Here is a 16,701-nt window from a genome sequence, read left to right as displayed (position 1 = left end):
CAAAACATAATTATTATGATCCAAGAGGTGTTATGACTGATCACAATAAAGCCATAGACGATTTAAATTCAAGATATCAAGGTTTCTTGAAAACAAGAAATGCTCCTGCTAAAGTTGAATCAGAAGGACTGGCATTTGATGTAGAAAAAGCAGCAGGCGCAGCTGAGAAAAAAGCAGGAACTGCTATCAAAGAAAGAAATGAAAAAATCAATGATACTTATAAATAATAATACACTGAGTCTAGTTTTAACTAGGCTTAATACCTATTATGGTATATATTTTCTGGCATATATCTATATGTTGGATCAATAATATAATCTGCTGGCGAACTTGATGGTTCGTCAATAGATTTAACATTCTCTTTTAAAAACTTCTTGATTTTCAATAATGTATTTTTAGAAAACAATTTGCTTAACCTATCTCTGATTAAATACAAAAGACAACAAGTTATTAAAACACTAACAATAGATGCAAGTACTGCTAAATAAATAATTAAGTGCGCTTTATCCATCTTTATTCCTTTCAATATTTTTTAAATAACTTACTATGACTACCTAGTTTTAAAATATTTAGCTCTAACTCATTATTATGTTTTTGATAAATTAATAACAAGTTAGACTTTATATGACATTCTCTAAAATCTTTTAATACACCTTTTAATTGATGATCTTTATATTTAGGTTCTAAATTCTCATCATTAGAAAGTTTTACAATAACTTCATCAGTTATTTTACGCTCTTCATCGCTTATTTTTTTGTAAGCTTTTATAAAATCTTTATGGTAATAAATTTTATATTTTACCATTTTGATAAGCTTTCACAAAGTCTTGATGCGAATTAAAGCTTAATGCAGTATTGACTTTTTTTTCTTTATCAAGTTCTTTGCTTGCATTTAATATCTTACTTTCAAAACTACTCAACTTAGGCTTAGAAATTTTACATTTGGCATTTATGCTTTTTGCTAAACCCTTGAATGCAGGTAAAAAATCTTCATTAACATTTTCAATAATAAGGGTCATAAGCAACTCCTTTCTCAATTTATATAACATAATTATACCATTTTTAATAATTTTTGCAAGTATTTATACTATAAAATGCCTATTTTTTAGGAGTTTAAAACGGATTTTTTTTATTTAACTATGTCAATTTTTAGGTGCTTATTTTATAAGATTTTATAGCACTATTTGCAAGATCAGCTAAGAATTTGCTTCTATTATCGCTTATTGTATCTATTGCCTCTACTAAGCTTTTAGGCAAGGTAATATTAATTCTAATTTTTGCTTCATTATCAATAGGTTCTTTAATATAATCACCTTTTTCAAGCATAACTTCTAATGCTCCTTTAAATGCTTCTTTGAGATCTTTTAAGGCTTCTATTTCATTTTCACCATCTCCCATAATATAAGGGAAATCTTTATATCTTGCAAAATATCCTCCGCCATCTTTTTCATCAAGTTTTTTTATAATAATTTCATAAGGTAGATTAAGATAGTAATCTAAGTCTTTCATCATTCATTCTCCTGTTATAGCTTTTAAAACCATTTTGACATATATAGCCTTTATAGGGCGTTTAAATGAAATAGTAATAAGATCACATTCTTCTTTTCTGAATTGATAATGTAATCCGCCTTTATTAAAACATTCATAACCTTCGCTTTCTAATAAAATCTTAAGCGTTTCAAAGGGCGCATTGTTAGGATTATTTTTTAAATCTTTAATAATTTTATCTTTTTTACTCACTATAATATCCTTATGAGTATGTATTATACACACTTTTTATTAAGTATCACTTATAAACCGAACGCAATTCTTTTAATCTTGTTGTCTTTGTATGTTTAAAGGGGCTTTTCTGTCCTGCGGTTTTGCTAAAAATACTTCCATTTTAAACTTAAAAAACCTAAAGTTTAGATATAATCTCACAAAACGCTTACTATGTCGTTTCATAGTTAAGCCTTTAGGGTTATTTCCGCCAAGAGTTAAAACTCAAGGCGGATTTTTATGAAGGAAAGATTTAAAATGAGAAATTTAACTTTAGAAGAAAATATATTTTTAGCAAAAAGAAACCTTGTAGATATTATTTGGAAATCCGCGAATTTAGAAGGTGTAAATGTTACTTTTCCTGAAACTCAAATGATTATAGATGGCTTTAGTGTTCCTGATAAAACAATACAAGATTTAACAATAATTTTAAATCTCAAAAGAGCTTGGAATTATTTGTTTGATACCATTAATGAAAAAGTTAGTTTGAGTTTGATACAGGACTTTAATAGGATTGTAGGCAGAGATTTGGTTCATAAATTAGGATTTTTAAGAACAGCTGATGTTAAAATAAGTGGAACAAATTTTAAACCAAAATTACCTATTGATTATGAGGTTAGTAAAAATATAGAAACAATTTTAAAAAATGAAAATAAAAAAGAAGTAGCATTGGATTTGATGCTATATCTTATGAGAAGTCAATTATTTTTTGATGGAAATAAAAGAACTTCAATGCTAATTGCTAATAAAATTTTAATTGAAAATGGATTCGGTATTTTGGCAATTGCTAAGAATGATATGAATGAGTTTTTTACCCATCTTGTTAAATTCTATGAAACAAACAATAATTATGAAATAAAACAATTTTGTAAAGAAAATTGTATTGAAACAATGGTTTTTCATAATGATGAAGAAAAAACAAATTATAGGAAAGAATTGAGATAACACCCAAATTTTCATATAAAACATTAAAACTTATTCATTCAAAAATACTATAATTAAAGCGTATTAAGCATGGCTACTCTTTTGGTTATAAGAAGGAGACATGATGAGTAGTCATTGATTTTTTAGTTCTTGTCTTAGAATTAATTAACGAGATAATCAAGCTCGTTGATTATCTCACTCAAAAAACCGTTGAAAATTCTATAAAAACCACACTTAGTCTAAGCTTAATACAATTGTAACAAAAAACACTTAACCGAAAGAGGCGTGGCTTTCGGCTATTTGTTCTTGCAAAGTCTTTATCGTTAATATGTTCTATTATAAAACTTCTATAAAAATTTCTTTACTTTTTAGTTCCTCATAAAAATTTTTTCTTTTATTGGGGTCGTTTGTAGTTACAATGGTAAATCCTGCTTGTTGAATTTTCATGAGAATTTCTTTTGAAATATTCATACTATGGAATAATTTTTTAAAATGTTCAGGTGTCATTACTGCTGCTCTAATATAATGAAAAAATGGATTACCATTTTCTTTATTTTTATTATATTGCATAGTATTATTAAACACTATGTCACTGCTGTAACTAATGTTTTGGAAATTATCTTCTTTGATACGCTTTCTCATCTCATTATAAAATGAAGTTAATTTGTTATTCTCATCTTTAATAAGATTAAGTATAGGATCTGGAATTTTATCTAAATATTGATTTTTTTCATCGAAATTATCCACATTAAAAGAAGTAATATAGTAAGATTTATCCCTTGCTAATATTATAGAAGTTGAAGGATAATTTTTATCATAACCATCAAAATATAAATTCACATTTGCATTGTTATATTGATAACGAAGTTTAATACAGTTTCCGACTTTTTTATATTTAGCATTATTGTACTTCTCTAATAAAATACCTAAAATAATAGTATCACTCATTTGCACTCCTTTAAAACGAAAATCTAAATATTATGTTATTATACAATCAACATTTTAGAGCAATACTAAATATAAACTAAATTGACAATTTTTTAATTGTATGATATAATTTAAAATCATTATAAGGGCGGATCGAGATCGCCCATCTTAAATATTATTTTAAGTAGCTATTTAAATCTTTTTCAAAACTCTCTATTAAATCACTTAAAAAAGCATTGATTTTATTTAGCATAACGCCTATAAAGGTATTATGTGATTTAGGAGCTAAAGCCTTTTGATTTGTTATTTTTGTTTTATATAAATTTTCCCAGTGAAAACTTCTATTTCTGATTGTGAGTAAAAGGTTAAGAACAATATTTGCTTTTTCTATTATTTGCATAAGATAAGCGATGAAATCACAAATTTATATGATTTTATAGCTGTTGAAAATCTAAATATTAAAGGACTAATTAAAAACAAACACTTATCTAAATCTATTGCTAATGCTAGTTGGGGTAAAGATAGCTCTAGTAGGTATCAAAAATGGTTATATACTAGTTATCTATTCGTTGAAGCAAGAAACCCACTTTGCTTTAGCAGATAGGTGATTCACTCAAATAAAGACTTCTGTAAGATAAATTTATTACTTTTGGTGTTTAATCGATTCATTGGATCACCACGTTTAATATATCTTTTTACTCTATTATTACTTTGGTAGATAAAAAACAAATCATTTTCATTTTTATACTTGTTATAAAAAATTCATCATCATAATTTGCAAATTCTATACCTTTGCCATAAACATTAATTCCAAATTCTATAAGCTTATCTTTTAATTTAGCAATCTCCTTTTTTTGTTTTGAAATGATAGAACTTTCTTTATAAAGTCTATAAGCTTTAATTTCACAAAACTCACTATAACTAAGGATTTTCTTATCAGGAAAACTTGTCAAAAATCTAATTAAATCCTGTGCAACTAAAGAATTTAAATCAATGAGTATTTTTGATAAGTCATCATCATATGAAAGAGTAGATTCTGTTTCAAGTCTTTTGATATATTCCCTACGAACTGTCAATACAAATACAGATACAATCACGCCATTTTCTTTTGTGATACGCTCTACAGAATCAAACATTAAAATCCCTTTATCTCTTTGTGTAATTGTTTTTTTATCTTTATCTTCAATGTTTTGCGTAAAGGCTAAATCATATGCAAAACGAGAAATTTCTGTAAATTTTTGTTTTAACCAAGAATAATTACTAGGAGCTTTATTAAGATATTGTTTTAAAAATTTATAAGGCTCTAATCTTACTTCCATATCCCAAAAATTTTCTTGATATTTTTTAATAACACTTGTATCTACATTTTTCTTGATATATAAAAATAAAGCATCTAAAATACTTCTATGTGTTTGCGTTAGTAAAGAATTTTTAAGAGTAATAGCATATGATGAACCATTTGCACCAAGCATTCCAAATTCTATTTTATTGTCATTTTCTTTAAATGCTTTATAAAAATTAGAATCAGTAAGCTTTCGTGAGCTTAAATAAAAAACTCCTCTATTTTCATTCATTGTTACATAGCCTTCCGCTAAATCATTAACACTTACAGCAGAAATATCTTTTTTGTTGATAATTTCTAAGGTATGATTGTCAATATTTTCCACTTTTATATCTTTAACTAAAGGTTCATCAATGCTAGAGTTCTTTAATACTTTGATTGTTTTTTGAAACTCGCCAGCATTGATATTATTATTATCTTTTAGCACTTCAAGTAAGCGATAAGTTGTAGAGTTTTTATCTTCTCCTTTTTGAAATGAGAGTTTATAAACAAGTCTAGGGGCATTTATAATTACAGAGCTACCCATAAGACTTTCACCTTTTTTATCTAAGTGATGAAGTAATAAAATAGCTTGATTGTTTGATTTTGCTACATCTGTTAAAATATTAAAGAAATTTTGCGCATCGTTTTGATTATTTTGATCTTTAAAGCCCAAGATTGAGAAGAATGCACTAAAAGTATCAAGAACGATTAAATCACAATCTGCTAACTCATTAAGTTCTTCTTTTAAGCTATTCATAGGTTCTTTATCAATTTTTGGAAGTTCATTTGAAAACTCAAATTCTAAACTATTAAAAGGATAAAAATTTTCTATATTTTTAATGCGTTCTAAAATTGCTTTATTCTTATCTTCTATACTCCAAAAAAAGGTTTTAAACCATCATTAATTGCATTAGCACATACTTTTAAAGCTAAAAAAGATTTTCCTACTTCACTATTGCCACTTAATACAGCTACAGAACCTCTTTCTAGTTTAATGGTGTCTTCGCAAATTACAGAAACATTCTCATCACTAAAAATTCCAAGTGTAATTGTATTAATAGTATTGCGTTTAGGCATTTTTAATCCTTTGCTACTTCTATAATTTCAAATAGTTGTTTTATGATTTTAGGGTGTAATATTTCTCCGCTATGATGAGGAATAACCATTCTATAAAGTCCTTTTTTATAGATTCTATGACTACCTTTTTGCCTATCAATCAAAAAATTATTTTGCAATAAAAGCTTTTCTGCTTCTTTTGCAGTCAATCTTGGCAATTCAGGCATTTGCTAAAACCATTGGAATAATTGAAGTTGTTTTGTTTTCAATAATCCTTTTTTCTTCATTTGCAAGGCTTTCTAAATAAAGCTCCCCAGCTTCTTTTATATTAGCTAAAGTTTCTTCATAGGTATTTCCTTGCGAAACACAACCTTCAAGCTCTAGAATGCGTGCAAAATATCCATCCTGATCTTTTTCAATAATAATATTTAGTAACATTTAATTCCTTGCTATTGACATAAATAGAACAAACAATTAATTTACACCCTAAAAATTGACATAAATAGAATAGTTTAGTGCAAATTAACAACTTTTTATAAAGTAATTATAGTAAAATTATTATATTTATGTCAATACTTATTATATCTATATAAAAAATTATTTTTTTGAAAAATACTAATTTCATCTAAAATATAAAATTGACATAAATAGAATAGTTTATTATATTTATGTCAGCAAAATCAGCATACAATCACCCATAAGTTATTAAAAAATTGACATAAATAGAATAGTTACTAAATTCTTAAATTTATTAAATTTTATAATATTAAAAAAGGTAAATCAAAAATTAAAATTTTTGAACTTTTGTATAAAATCATAAAAAAATGATTTTGATAACTCCAAAAAAGAAGTTTTAATAAAAAAAATTTTTATTATTTTGTTACAATATCATAAGAATTAAAAAATGGAGAAAGAAGGTGAAAATTAAAAATATTCTTTTAAAGTGTTTAAAGCCTAATAAACTTAATATTTTAGAAAAATTGTATTTTGGTTCAATGTTTATGATGGTTTTAAGTTTTGCAATCTTTTTAATTCTTCTTTTAAATTCTTTATTTATGAAGATATTTTAGTTTTCTTTCGAGACTATTTTTTATTGCTTATAATTTTTATTATAGTATTGATAGGTTTATTTAATACTCTTAAGAGTGTAAGAAAATATAAAGAGATTTTAAAAAAGAAAAACTATGAATATTAAGCTTAATATTCCTTATTCTAATAAGGATAAATTAAAAAATATAAGATTAAGTGGAATAATGATTATAAAATTTGGTATTTAGAAGATTATAGGAATTTAACTTACCTTATCGATTATTTAGAAAATAGAAATTTTACTATTTATGTTACTGAGAATTTGTATATTGTTGAAGATTTTATTACTTGTTGGAAATGTCCTAAGATGATTCCAGTTTATGCTTTTGGGGCTTTAAAATCTTCTTTTTTAGATTGTGAAAAAAATATTGGAAATTTAATTCAAAATTTAAAATGATTTGGAATATTTTGTCTTATTCTCAAGAGCTAGAAAGTATTTTAAAAAAATAATATGAAAATTTCATATTCCAATACAACAAAAAGTTACTACCTTATGAATATATGTCAAAATTGTCAGGCAAAACAAGGAGAATTTTTTATTTAACGAAATAGATTCTATTTTTAGCCCAAATAGTGTAAATGAAGCTAAAAGGCTTAAAATTTATGAAATACCTTTGTTATTCGATATTGGGTTTGAGGGAGAATTTATAGAAATATTTTCAACTAATTGTTCAGATATTAATGCCTTGATTTGGTTTAATGCGGAACATAAAACCAATTTAACATATAATATTAATTACTAAAAATAACTATTATATATTAAAAATTAGTAATATATAATAGTATTTACTTTCAAACAACCTTATTATTTGTGACTTTTTGTCTTATAGCATCAATGATTTATTGTTATGCTTTCACCCAGGGTTTGAAAAAGATCATTCATTTATATTTTCTCTACTTGTTCCATCTGTAGCATTTTTTGGATCTTCATAGTATTACATACTTTTTTGGCTCTGAAGAGCAAGCAGAAAAAACACAAGCAGTAACTACACTTAATAAACTTAGTTTAATTAAATTTTGCATAAAAGTTCCTTTTTCTATAATTTTATATATATTTATAGTAACTATAATATACTAATATTTATTAATATATAATAAAATTAATTTTAAATAATAATATTATTATATAATATTTCACAAAATAATTATTTTTTATTTTAATATGATGAATTATCTTGTAATATCTTTTTGAGATATTGTTTTTGTAGGATTTTCAAAGGTATTAAGCTTATTATGAAAATCAATAAAATTTAATTGTTTTTTGACTTCATCAAGCCCTTTATTTAAAAAAATGTCATTGAAATCACTTATTCCTTGTTCTGCTTCTTGATTGCTGATTTTTGGAATAATAACTTTAATATCTGAAAATTTTTGTTGAATTTCTTTTGCAGTTTCCACCCCGACATTAGAAAGACCTTTTAATTCTCTTTTTTTATCATTATCGGCTATTAAGGTAATAGGAGTGTTTTGAAATTTGTTTTTTAGGGTTTCAACGATTTTTGATAAGTTTCCAGCATCTATACCCATTATTACAGGCTTATTGAGTGCTTTGTATATAGTTGCAGCAGTAGCAAAGCCTTCTGCTATGATAAATTCTTTGCAATATTCTAGGTTTTTTGCACCTATTAGGTGAAAACATCCAGATTTTTTACAGAATATTCAATGCCTTGCTCTTTTTCTTCTTTAGTTTTAATTACACCAATAATTTTATCACCATTTGGGAATATTCTTTGCACAGACCATAATTTGCCATTTTCATCTTTTAAGGGAATAAGTAAAGAACCTTTGTTATCCTGCTTAAGATAAAAGTTTTCACTAAAACCTTTTTTCTTTAAATAAGGATGATTTGAATGAGTCCAATTAGCTTGATTATATTCTTCTTCAATTTTTAATGCTGTTTTTTGCTGAAGCTCTAAAATGTCTTGTTTCGTATTATTGCTTGTAGAATTATGTAATCTTTTTTGGCTAGGAGTTTGATAACTTACAATGTTTTGTTTTGCATTTTCTAAAGGCATTTTCCAATTTTCTTTAATACCTGTTTTAAAATTTTGAATAAAACCAGCAGGGTATTTATCTAAAAATCCACTATAAGCTCCACTCATTTCTCTGCCTTTATCTGTTGTTGTTTTTACTCTGTGGATTTTGCCATCCATGATAGGTGAACCATCAATAATTAAACCTTGATTTTCTAAAGCAGATTTAAAAGTAGTTAAAACTTCATTTTCATCAAATGAAAATTCTTTATTTTGGTACGGATAAAACCATTGTGAGAAAATATTTTTATCTAAGCTTTTTGGAGCAAACCATTTTTTTTCTTTATCATCCCACATTGCCCCTAATGATTTTACTTTTTCTTTGTCTTTAAATGGAACATAAAGATAAATTCTTTTTTGTGGCATCGTATATCCTTTTAGTTTCCTTTAATATTATTATTGCTATAATTGCAATTAAATTCAAAGGGCTTCCTAGTAGCCCACTTTTTTTATATTAACAATATTCCAAAATTTCTTCGTTAAATGTTTTAATTAAATCACTTAAGAATAAATCTATTTTTTGTGGATTTAATCCTATATGAGTGTTTTCTATTTTTGTCGTTAATCTTGGATAATGTTTGCCATTTTTTTCTGTAGTTTTTAAAATATTTTCCCAATGATAACTTCTATTTCTTAGATTTTGCAATAAGCTAAGAACAATATCAACCTTATGCGTATTTCTAAAGCGTAATTTTATACCATTTTCAAAAAAGAAATTTCTATTGTGTCGATTGTAGTTTCTAAAATTGATATTTTTTAAATCCATTATAGAGTTTTGTAATTTATTTTCTTTGATAAGATGAATAATAGCTCCTAAGCTCATACGAGAAAGATATTGATGATGAGATAAATTTCTATTTTTTTCTCTATATTCAATTTCATCTTTAGCTTTTTTAATATTTTCATCATTAGAATTTTTTATCCAATTACTATCTTTCTCTGATAATTTATTATCTAGTTTATTTCTAAGAATAATTTCTAATGTAGCAATTTTTGGAGTGATTTTTCCTACAAGTTTAAGGTTATCATAATATTATTATAAGAAGATAATCTCATTTGAGAAAACAGATCATTAAAATTTGTTAGATTATTCATTCTTTACCTTGATCGAGAATATGTTTTTTCGTTGCTAATTTCTTTATCTGGTAAAACTTTATTTAGTTTTTTTGAAAAATTCATTCATTTTTTCTTTTAACAATATTGATTTTTTAGTTATCTATTTAGCAAAATAAAAAACAATAATTAATTACCATTTTTATTTTTATTAATAAAAACGGATGAGAGAATATCAATATGTTCTAATAAACCTTTTTTGATTCGAGTTTCTGGAAATCTCATAGTATCTAATTGCACAATAAGCCCTTCTTTTCTAGCGTGTTTTACAGCAGGAACAAGATCGCTATCCGAAGTAATTAAAATGATTTTTTCCACTTGGTGTTTATTTGCTAAAGTTGCAATATCAAGTCCTATTTTCATATCTACACCTTTTTGTTTAATATCTATAACAAAATCTTCATTGCTTAGTTCGCTAACATCAATTTCACCTAATCTTACAGCAAAATACGGTTGCTTTCTTAGATGTTTTAATAATTCACTTCTAAATTTATAAGTTGTAGTTTTGTTTAAATTTTTAGATTTATCAGTTTTTTCTATAGGAGGCATAGGAACATTTTTATCTAACGGTTCGCAATCATAAATATAAACTCTATATAAATAGTCTTCACTTCTTCTAAGAGTTTCCCACACATAGTCTTTTAATCTTTTGGCTAATTCTGCGGCTTCCATTGTTTTAATGCTTTTGTGTGTATTGTATCCTTCAATAAAAAAGAAAGATCTACAAGAACAGCAGTCTTTTTTGGTTGAATTATAGAAAATTCTGTATCTTTATTGGACAAATCCATAATATGTAGTCCTATTTGCTAAATCTTGAAGGCAAAATGAGTCGTCATTTTAAAAATATTATGTAAAAAGACCCCTCTATGTGCTAATGATGCTGTAATTTTAACATAAAAACATTAATAAGAACTTACTTAGAGTTAAGCAACTCATTTTCTTCTCCTTGTGAAAATTCTAATTCGATTAAGTCAAATAAACTTCGACCGTCATAATCTTTTTCATCTTCAATTTGTCTTTTTATTTTTTGCAAGGATATTTTAACATTTTTAACTATTAATATTTAAAGCTCGTGCCTCTTTTAAGATTAATTTTCTTATATAAGTGCCATATTCACTTACTAAATCTAAATCCATTAATTTTTTCAAAATTTCCATTTCTTGTTCATTAAGTCTGCAAACTACTAAATTGTCTCTTCTTAGTTTTTGATCTATAGTTTTTCTCCCAGCTGATTTTTTATCAGCTTTACTATATGTTTTTTGAGAGCTTGTTTCAGAGTTTAAAGCTTCTGCTATTGTAAAGGGTTTTTTTTCCATTATTATTTATCCTTTCTAATAAAATCTAAAAGTCTTTGATACTCATTGAAAAAATTTGTATAACTTAATCTTGAAAGATTGTTTTCATTATAAAGTTCAGTAAAAGAAGCTCCACTACTCATAGAATTTTCAATTATCTTTGAAAATTTAAAGAAAAAGAGATTTAAATCTGTAAAATTGCTTTCAAGAGTTTCACAAATTTGCCTTTTCTCTTTCTCATCTCTATAATCTGTAACCAAGATACAAACTCTATCATCATTACCTATTTCATTTAAAGTTTCCAATGTTCTAAGTAAAGAATTGTAATTACTCGTGCAAGGAATAATAATCTTATTACTTTCTTTAATAATATCTAATACCCCTTTTTCTACAAAACCACCAAAATCATAAACGCAATTATCTATTTTTTTGGAGTTGGTAAAATTTTTGCTTTTTCAGGATAAATCTTTTCTATAATAGAATTGTCATTGCTTTGTAAAAAATATTCTAAATCTTTAGCAATTGAAAAAGCAAAAGGAGTTTTTCCAACACCACCTTTTTTATTTACAACAGATATTATCATAAAAAAACCTTTTTTATATTTTTGTATAATATTATATATTATTATTTATTAATAAATAATATTTATTTTTGTTTCTTTGATTTTTTAGTGATAGTTTTGTTTTATATTCTAAATAATCTTCTAAATGTGTAGGTAGCATGAAGTCAAAAAACAATTAAATTTTATTGATTTTCATAATAAACTTAAAGCTTTTAAATCTATGGAAAAAACACAACCTGAAAAAGAGATAACTAGACAATAATAGTTACTCTTTGTAATCATAATATATAATAATATATAAAAAATATTTTTTATATATTATTAGTTAATAATAGTATATTATAATTATTATAAATATACAAAAAAAGGATTAAAAATGAAAAATACAATCAAACTAGCTTTATTAAGTGTAGTTACTGCTTGTGTTTTTTCTGCTTGCTCTTCAGAGCCAAAAAAGTATGTAATACTATGAAGATCCAAAAAATGCTACAGAGTTAGAATCTAAAATCAAAGAATGTGCAAATGCTTCAAGTTATTCTAAATCATTTAATTACAAACCACAAGTAAGTACAAAAGAACTTATGGAACAAGCTAGAGAAAATATAAATGAATGATCTTTTTCAAACCCTGGGTGAAAGCATAAAGCAAATCGACTTCACCCACGCTTTCTTAGAACTTACCAAAGGCAAAAGTCCTGATGAGCTTGATAAAGCAGATGAAACATTAAGACAAGAATATCTTAAAAACAAAGAATTTAAATTAATTAAAAGTATTAAGTAGATTGGTTATAATAAAACAATTTATCTATATTAGGAGTAAATTTGCAAATTCCTATTTATTCTAAACTCAAAGAAAAACTAGAAAGCAAAGGAATAGACAATATATCAAGTGGGCAAATTGCTTGGTTTGTATGTAGTGTAGGGATTTTTATCATTCCTATGGTATATTTTTATATCAGTAACAATTATGATCAATTCACTATTTTATTTATTATGTTATTTATTTTTATATTGAATATGCTTTATATTAAAAATTTTTTTGCATTATTGTTGCTTGTGATATTAATATTTATATATATGAAATATCATGAGTTTATCTATAATTTTAAAATTTTATTTTTTATTTTTGCACCTGTAATTTTTATCTTTTTAAGAGCTTGGAGAATTTTAATAACTTTTTTATGTGGATATATTTTTTTAGTGGCTATGGTATATATATTTGAGTTATTAGGAGGATTTTATAAATGAAATATTATGTTACGATTTATATTGATCCATTGGTAGAATGTTTTTTGGATTTTAAAAATCAGTGTTACTGGCAAAGAGAAGATTTCACCCACGCTTTCTTAGGACTTACCAAAGGCAAAAGTCCTGATGAGCTTGATAAAGCAGATGAAACATTAAGACAAGAATATCTTAAAAACAAAGAATTTAAATTAATTAAAAGTATTAAGTAGATTGGTTATAATAAAACAATTTATCTATATTAGGAGTAAATTTGCAAATTCCTATTTATTCTAAACTCAAAACAAAGCTAGAAAGCAAAGGAATAGACAATATATCAAGTGGACAAATTGCTTGGTTTGTGTGTAGCTTGATTCTTGCTTTGGTAACTTATATTATTCTAACTTTTCACTACATTTACATTAGTTATGGTAAATATGATAAGAATTTATTTTTATTAATATTTGATAGAAATGCAATAGAGTTATTTGTTATTGTATATTCTTGCATAATGTTTAATTTATTATATATTTATAATGCCATTCCTTTGGTTTTATCTGCGGTATTTATATTTTTAGCATTTTATTTTTCTAGTTTAAGCTTGTTTATTGTTGGTTGTTGTGGTATAGGAGTATTTTTCTTAATATCCATTTTTAAAAGAAAGTTTATGTTTAGTGTTTTACTATTCGCCTTGGGTTATACTTGCACATTGTTCTTTTTTTATGGACTGGCAACATATTAGAAAGGATTTTATAAATGAAATATTATGCAACGATTTATATTGATGAGTTTTTAGAATATGAAATATTAGTTAGTCTTTATAATGGAAACGGCTTAGATTTCACCCACGCTTTCTTAGGACTTACCAAAGGCAAAAGTCCTGATGAGCTTGATAAAGCAGATGAAACATTAAGACAAGAATATCTTAAAAACAAAGAATGGGACAAGATAGATCAAAAATGGTATGAAGCTAAAGAACCTAATGAATTCAATGATGGTTTTTGGGGTTTTGGAACTGGAATTGCTAATGTTGCAGAATCTCTTATAGGATCTCCTGGCAAAGTATTTAACAATAACCAATATGTATTAGATAGCAATATTGATAAAAATTGTTATATTATTAAAAAACTAAGAAGCCCCCAAGCTTTCAAACCCTCTAATCGTTGCACTTTAGAACTTTCTAAAGAACAATATGAAATCCTACTTGCAAATATTAAAAATGATTTTAATACTACAAAAGAAATTACACCTAATAGCAAAGAACCAATCAATGAAGAATTTACCTATAAGCTTCTTGAAAACAACTGCGTTACTTGGGTTATTCAAAAACTTTCTGATATAGGAATAGAGCTTATTGATGATGAATATAAAGTGCCTGGAAATTTGATAGATATCTTTGGCTTGATCAAATCTCTTCACTCTATCTTTTTGAAATTTCAAAACATTGATGATAATTTACAAAGCGTAAAAGGTGCAAGAGCTTTTATTACTTGGACTAGATCTATGCTAGATAATAATTATATATGTTATGTAAATCAGGAAAATTTAGAAAAGAAAATACAAACTTTTTGTAAAAAAGATATAGAAAATCAAAGATATTATGAAAGTATTAAAAAATTTTATGATAAAGCCTCCCAACTTAAAAGTATATATAATAAATTAGATTTTTGTTTGGAATCTATCACTAAAAAATTTAATACAAGCATAAAAGGCGATTTTGAATTGATTTATTTCGATAGAAAAGATAGACAAATTAAACTTTTAAAAGCAGATAATGATTATGAAGCTATTGCGATACAAGATTTAGATTTGAGTCAAAAATATAATAATTTTAGTGTGAGTAAGTTTTATCCTTTTATTTTTATACCTAAAGATGAAATGCTTTCAAGAATGCTTTATCATAAATATGATTATGGTAATATCTCACAAGAATATCAAAAAGATAGAAATGAATTTTATTTTAATGTTTTAGCAGGAGAAAAAAGCGATAAATACTGGAGTTTAAGTTATCATAAAATGACTAAAAATTTAAGGAAAATTCATGCCTCTTGAAAAAGTAAAAGAAACAATTTTTGCTAATGATAAAGAAGTGATTGATTGTGAAGTCTTAAGGGCTAAAAATGTTGATTTAACTCATTCTAAAATTTATTTTCAAGGTATACTCCTTACAGGCTCAAATGAACTTCCTAACAATCCTTTTTACTTTGGAGAATTAGATCAAGATAATACTATAAAACAAGATACACCTAGTTATTATTTTTCTCCTAAAGATGAAAGCAGTGGTTTAGGAAGACTTAGTATCTTTTATAAAAATGATGAACTTTGCTTGCTTAATTATTCTATTATAGAAAATTCTTTAAATATCAAATTAGAATGTTTAAGCAAACAAAGCTTAGAGTATAAAGACTTAATTTCAAACACTTTAAAAGAACAAAAAACCACACAAGTAGATAAAAAACAAGCTATAGCTAAACTTCATGCTCTTTTAGAAAATCAAAACCTAGAATGTATCCATGGAGGTAAAGTCATACTTAAATCAAACAAAGGAAAAACTTTTAAAGATGATGGTGTGCCTATTATGCTAGAAAGTGATTTATTAAACTCTAGTATAGTAGCTTGTCCTAATACTATAGCAGGTGTAAGTGTTCCTTGTACTAAAGTTGTTAATGTAAAAGGATCCTTATCTCAAAAGAAAGTCAATAATGAATATGTAATCTTACAAGAACTCATATCAGCTTGTATTAGTGATAAAGGTTTTCCTTTAAAAGTAAGCTTTACTCCTACTAAGTTTAAATTTGATCACAGCTTTAATCCTAAAGAGGGCTTAGGAGAACAAAGTAAAAATCAAATAGAGTTAAAAGAACCTATAATAAGACTTCATTATAAAAGTGATAGATTTCAAAAAGATAATTTACCTATCTATAATCTTTTAATCAATAATGAAAAAAAAGAACAAAATAAGGCTTTAAATGAATTTAATATAGATTTAAAAGATTTAAAAGATATAGAGGATATAAATATTCTTAATCAATTCAAACAAGACTTTAGTAAAGATTATGAATTTAAAGAATTAAATCTTAGCTTTGATACTAATTTAATCAAACTTTATTTTATTATCTCAAAAAACATTGCTAAAGTTTATAAAAGTGCTTATAAGGAATTTGAAAACAAAGATTTAGGAGTAGGGTATTTTACACAGCTACATGAGTATGATAAAATCATCAAAAATGCTTTAGAAGATAATAAAGAATTAAACGAATATCATTTTAGTTTTTTAGCTCCTGCAAAAATGCAAAATTTAAAACTTCAAATCGCACAAGGACTAGATGAAATCTTAGAAGATGAAGATAGAAAACAAGAGTTTTATGTTTGTAAATTTGTGGTGGTAAATGGGGTTA

General features: G+C 25.3%; 19 protein-coding genes and 4 pseudogenes. 8 read left to right on the top strand and 15 right to left on the bottom strand.

The window, feature by feature from the left end:
• Positions 1-227 (top strand): hypothetical protein (locus AJN58_RS07640; RefSeq protein ID WP_148124195.1); only part of this gene is annotated, 227 nt, incomplete at its 5' end.
• 29 nt (positions 228-256) lie between these two features.
• Here AJN58_RS07640 and AJN58_RS07635 read toward each other — a convergent pair.
• From AJN58_RS07635 to AJN58_RS07615, 5 genes are all read right to left on the bottom strand, one after another.
• Positions 257-511, bottom strand: coding sequence for a hypothetical protein (locus tag AJN58_RS07635; RefSeq protein ID WP_044780703.1), 255 nt, complete (start codon positions 509-511; stop codon positions 257-259).
• 11 nt (positions 512-522) lie between these two features.
• A complete protein-coding gene (locus AJN58_RS07630) occupies positions 523-804 on the bottom strand; it encodes a type II toxin-antitoxin system YafQ family toxin (RefSeq protein ID WP_044779584.1) in 282 nt (93 codons plus the stop codon).
• The gene (locus tag AJN58_RS07625) at positions 791-1,018 is read right to left on the bottom strand and encodes a hypothetical protein (protein WP_002819580.1); all 228 of its coding nucleotides are present in this window, start codon (positions 1,016-1,018) and stop codon (positions 791-793) included. The genes AJN58_RS07630 and AJN58_RS07625 overlap by 14 nt, the downstream gene beginning before the upstream one ends.
• 130 nt (positions 1,019-1,148) lie before the next feature.
• Positions 1,149-1,508: a type II toxin-antitoxin system HicB family antitoxin gene (locus tag AJN58_RS07620; protein ID WP_002779573.1), complete on the bottom strand. Its 360-nt coding sequence runs from the start codon at positions 1,506-1,508 to the stop codon at positions 1,149-1,151.
• A gap of 3 nt (positions 1,509-1,511) precedes the next feature.
• Positions 1,512-1,739 carry a hypothetical protein gene (locus AJN58_RS07615; protein ID WP_044780704.1) on the bottom strand — a complete coding sequence of 76 codons (228 nt, stop codon included), beginning with the start codon at positions 1,737-1,739 and terminating at the stop codon, positions 1,512-1,514.
• A 258-nt stretch (positions 1,740-1,997) separates the two neighbouring features.
• On the opposite strand from AJN58_RS07615, the gene AJN58_RS07610 reads away from it, so the two are divergent.
• Positions 1,998-2,702, top strand: coding sequence for a Fic family protein (locus AJN58_RS07610; protein WP_002881944.1), 705 nt, complete (start codon positions 1,998-2,000; stop codon positions 2,700-2,702).
• Positions 2,703-3,017: 315 nt separating this feature from the next.
• Here the strand turns inward: AJN58_RS07610 and AJN58_RS07605 are convergent, their stop codons facing one another.
• Both AJN58_RS07605 and AJN58_RS07600 read right to left on the bottom strand, forming a co-directional pair.
• Positions 3,018-3,629 carry a DNA repair protein Rad50 gene (locus tag AJN58_RS07605; protein ID WP_070233495.1) on the bottom strand — a complete coding sequence of 204 codons (612 nt, stop codon included), beginning with the start codon at positions 3,627-3,629 and terminating at the stop codon, positions 3,018-3,020.
• A gap of 154 nt (positions 3,630-3,783) precedes the next feature.
• The gene (locus AJN58_RS07600) at positions 3,784-4,008 is read right to left on the bottom strand and encodes a hypothetical protein (protein WP_070233496.1); all 225 of its coding nucleotides are present in this window, start codon (positions 4,006-4,008) and stop codon (positions 3,784-3,786) included.
• On the opposite strand from AJN58_RS07600, the pseudogene AJN58_RS09985 reads away from it, so the two are divergent.
• Positions 4,000-4,128 (top strand): annotated as a pseudogene (locus tag AJN58_RS09985) (RNA-guided endonuclease TnpB family protein); the annotation flags it as partial. The gene AJN58_RS07600 and the pseudogene AJN58_RS09985 sit on opposite strands and share 9 nt — an antisense overlap.
• Before the next feature lie 89 nt (positions 4,129-4,217).
• Here AJN58_RS09985 and AJN58_RS07590 read toward each other — a convergent pair.
• The 8 genes and pseudogenes from AJN58_RS07590 to AJN58_RS07555 all read right to left on the bottom strand — a co-directional run bounded on the left by AJN58_RS07590 (position 4,218) and on the right by AJN58_RS07555 (position 12,101).
• A pseudogene (locus tag AJN58_RS07590) lies at positions 4,218-6,009 on the bottom strand (AAA family ATPase).
• A 2-nt stretch (positions 6,010-6,011) separates the two neighbouring features.
• Positions 6,012-6,215 (bottom strand): type II toxin-antitoxin system HicA family toxin, encoded by a 204-nt coding sequence (locus AJN58_RS07585; RefSeq protein ID WP_002779783.1) that lies wholly within the window; start codon positions 6,213-6,215, stop codon positions 6,012-6,014.
• Entirely contained in the window at positions 6,208-6,426 is a 219-nt protein-coding gene (locus tag AJN58_RS07580; protein ID WP_002818418.1) for a type II toxin-antitoxin system HicB family antitoxin, read from the bottom strand. The genes AJN58_RS07585 and AJN58_RS07580 overlap by 8 nt, the downstream gene beginning before the upstream one ends.
• Positions 6,427-8,247: 1,821 nt before the next feature.
• Positions 8,248-9,476, bottom strand: a pseudogene (locus AJN58_RS07575) (DUF5710 domain-containing protein).
• An 88-nt stretch (positions 9,477-9,564) separates the two neighbouring features.
• The gene (locus AJN58_RS07570) at positions 9,565-9,933 is read right to left on the bottom strand and encodes a hypothetical protein (protein WP_250535477.1); all 369 of its coding nucleotides are present in this window, start codon (positions 9,931-9,933) and stop codon (positions 9,565-9,567) included.
• A gap of 419 nt (positions 9,934-10,352) precedes the next feature.
• Entirely contained in the window at positions 10,353-10,895 is a 543-nt protein-coding gene (locus AJN58_RS07565) for an NYN domain-containing protein (RefSeq protein WP_070233497.1), read from the bottom strand.
• A 377-nt stretch (positions 10,896-11,272) separates the two neighbouring features.
• On the bottom strand, positions 11,273-11,539 hold the full coding sequence (locus AJN58_RS07560; protein WP_002804244.1) for a hypothetical protein: 267 nt from the start codon (positions 11,537-11,539) through the stop codon (positions 11,273-11,275).
• 2 nt (positions 11,540-11,541) lie between these two features.
• A pseudogene (locus AJN58_RS07555) lies at positions 11,542-12,101 on the bottom strand (hypothetical protein).
• Between the two features lie 585 nt (positions 12,102-12,686).
• Between AJN58_RS07555 and AJN58_RS10185 the strand changes: the two are divergent.
• The 5 genes from AJN58_RS10185 to AJN58_RS07530 all read left to right on the top strand — a co-directional run.
• Entirely contained in the window at positions 12,687-12,860 is a 174-nt protein-coding gene (locus AJN58_RS10185; RefSeq protein WP_180371444.1) for a hypothetical protein, read from the top strand.
• Positions 12,861-13,323: 463 nt separating this feature from the next.
• Positions 13,324-13,536, top strand: coding sequence for a hypothetical protein (locus tag AJN58_RS09980; RefSeq protein ID WP_070233498.1), 213 nt, complete (start codon positions 13,324-13,326; stop codon positions 13,534-13,536).
• Positions 13,537-13,577: 41 nt separating this feature from the next.
• Positions 13,578-14,045, top strand: a complete 468-nt coding sequence (locus AJN58_RS07540) for a hypothetical protein (RefSeq protein ID WP_002799345.1) — start codon at positions 13,578-13,580, stop codon at positions 14,043-14,045.
• A 14-nt stretch (positions 14,046-14,059) separates the two neighbouring features.
• Positions 14,060-15,355, top strand: a complete 1,296-nt coding sequence (locus AJN58_RS10395) for a hypothetical protein (protein WP_057033579.1) — start codon at positions 14,060-14,062, stop codon at positions 15,353-15,355.
• Between the two features lie 274 nt (positions 15,356-15,629).
• The coding region (locus AJN58_RS07530) for a hypothetical protein (RefSeq protein ID WP_180371436.1) at positions 15,630-16,701 on the top strand (1,072 nt) is incomplete at its 3' end.

Origin of the sequence: Campylobacter sp. BCW_4321, assembly GCF_001763075.1 — a bacterium.
Taxonomy (GTDB): domain Bacteria; phylum Campylobacterota; class Campylobacteria; order Campylobacterales; family Campylobacteraceae; genus Campylobacter_D; species Campylobacter_D jejuni.
The sequence above is the reverse complement of the archived record's forward strand: the minus strand, read 5'-3'. Positions and strand labels throughout refer to the sequence as shown.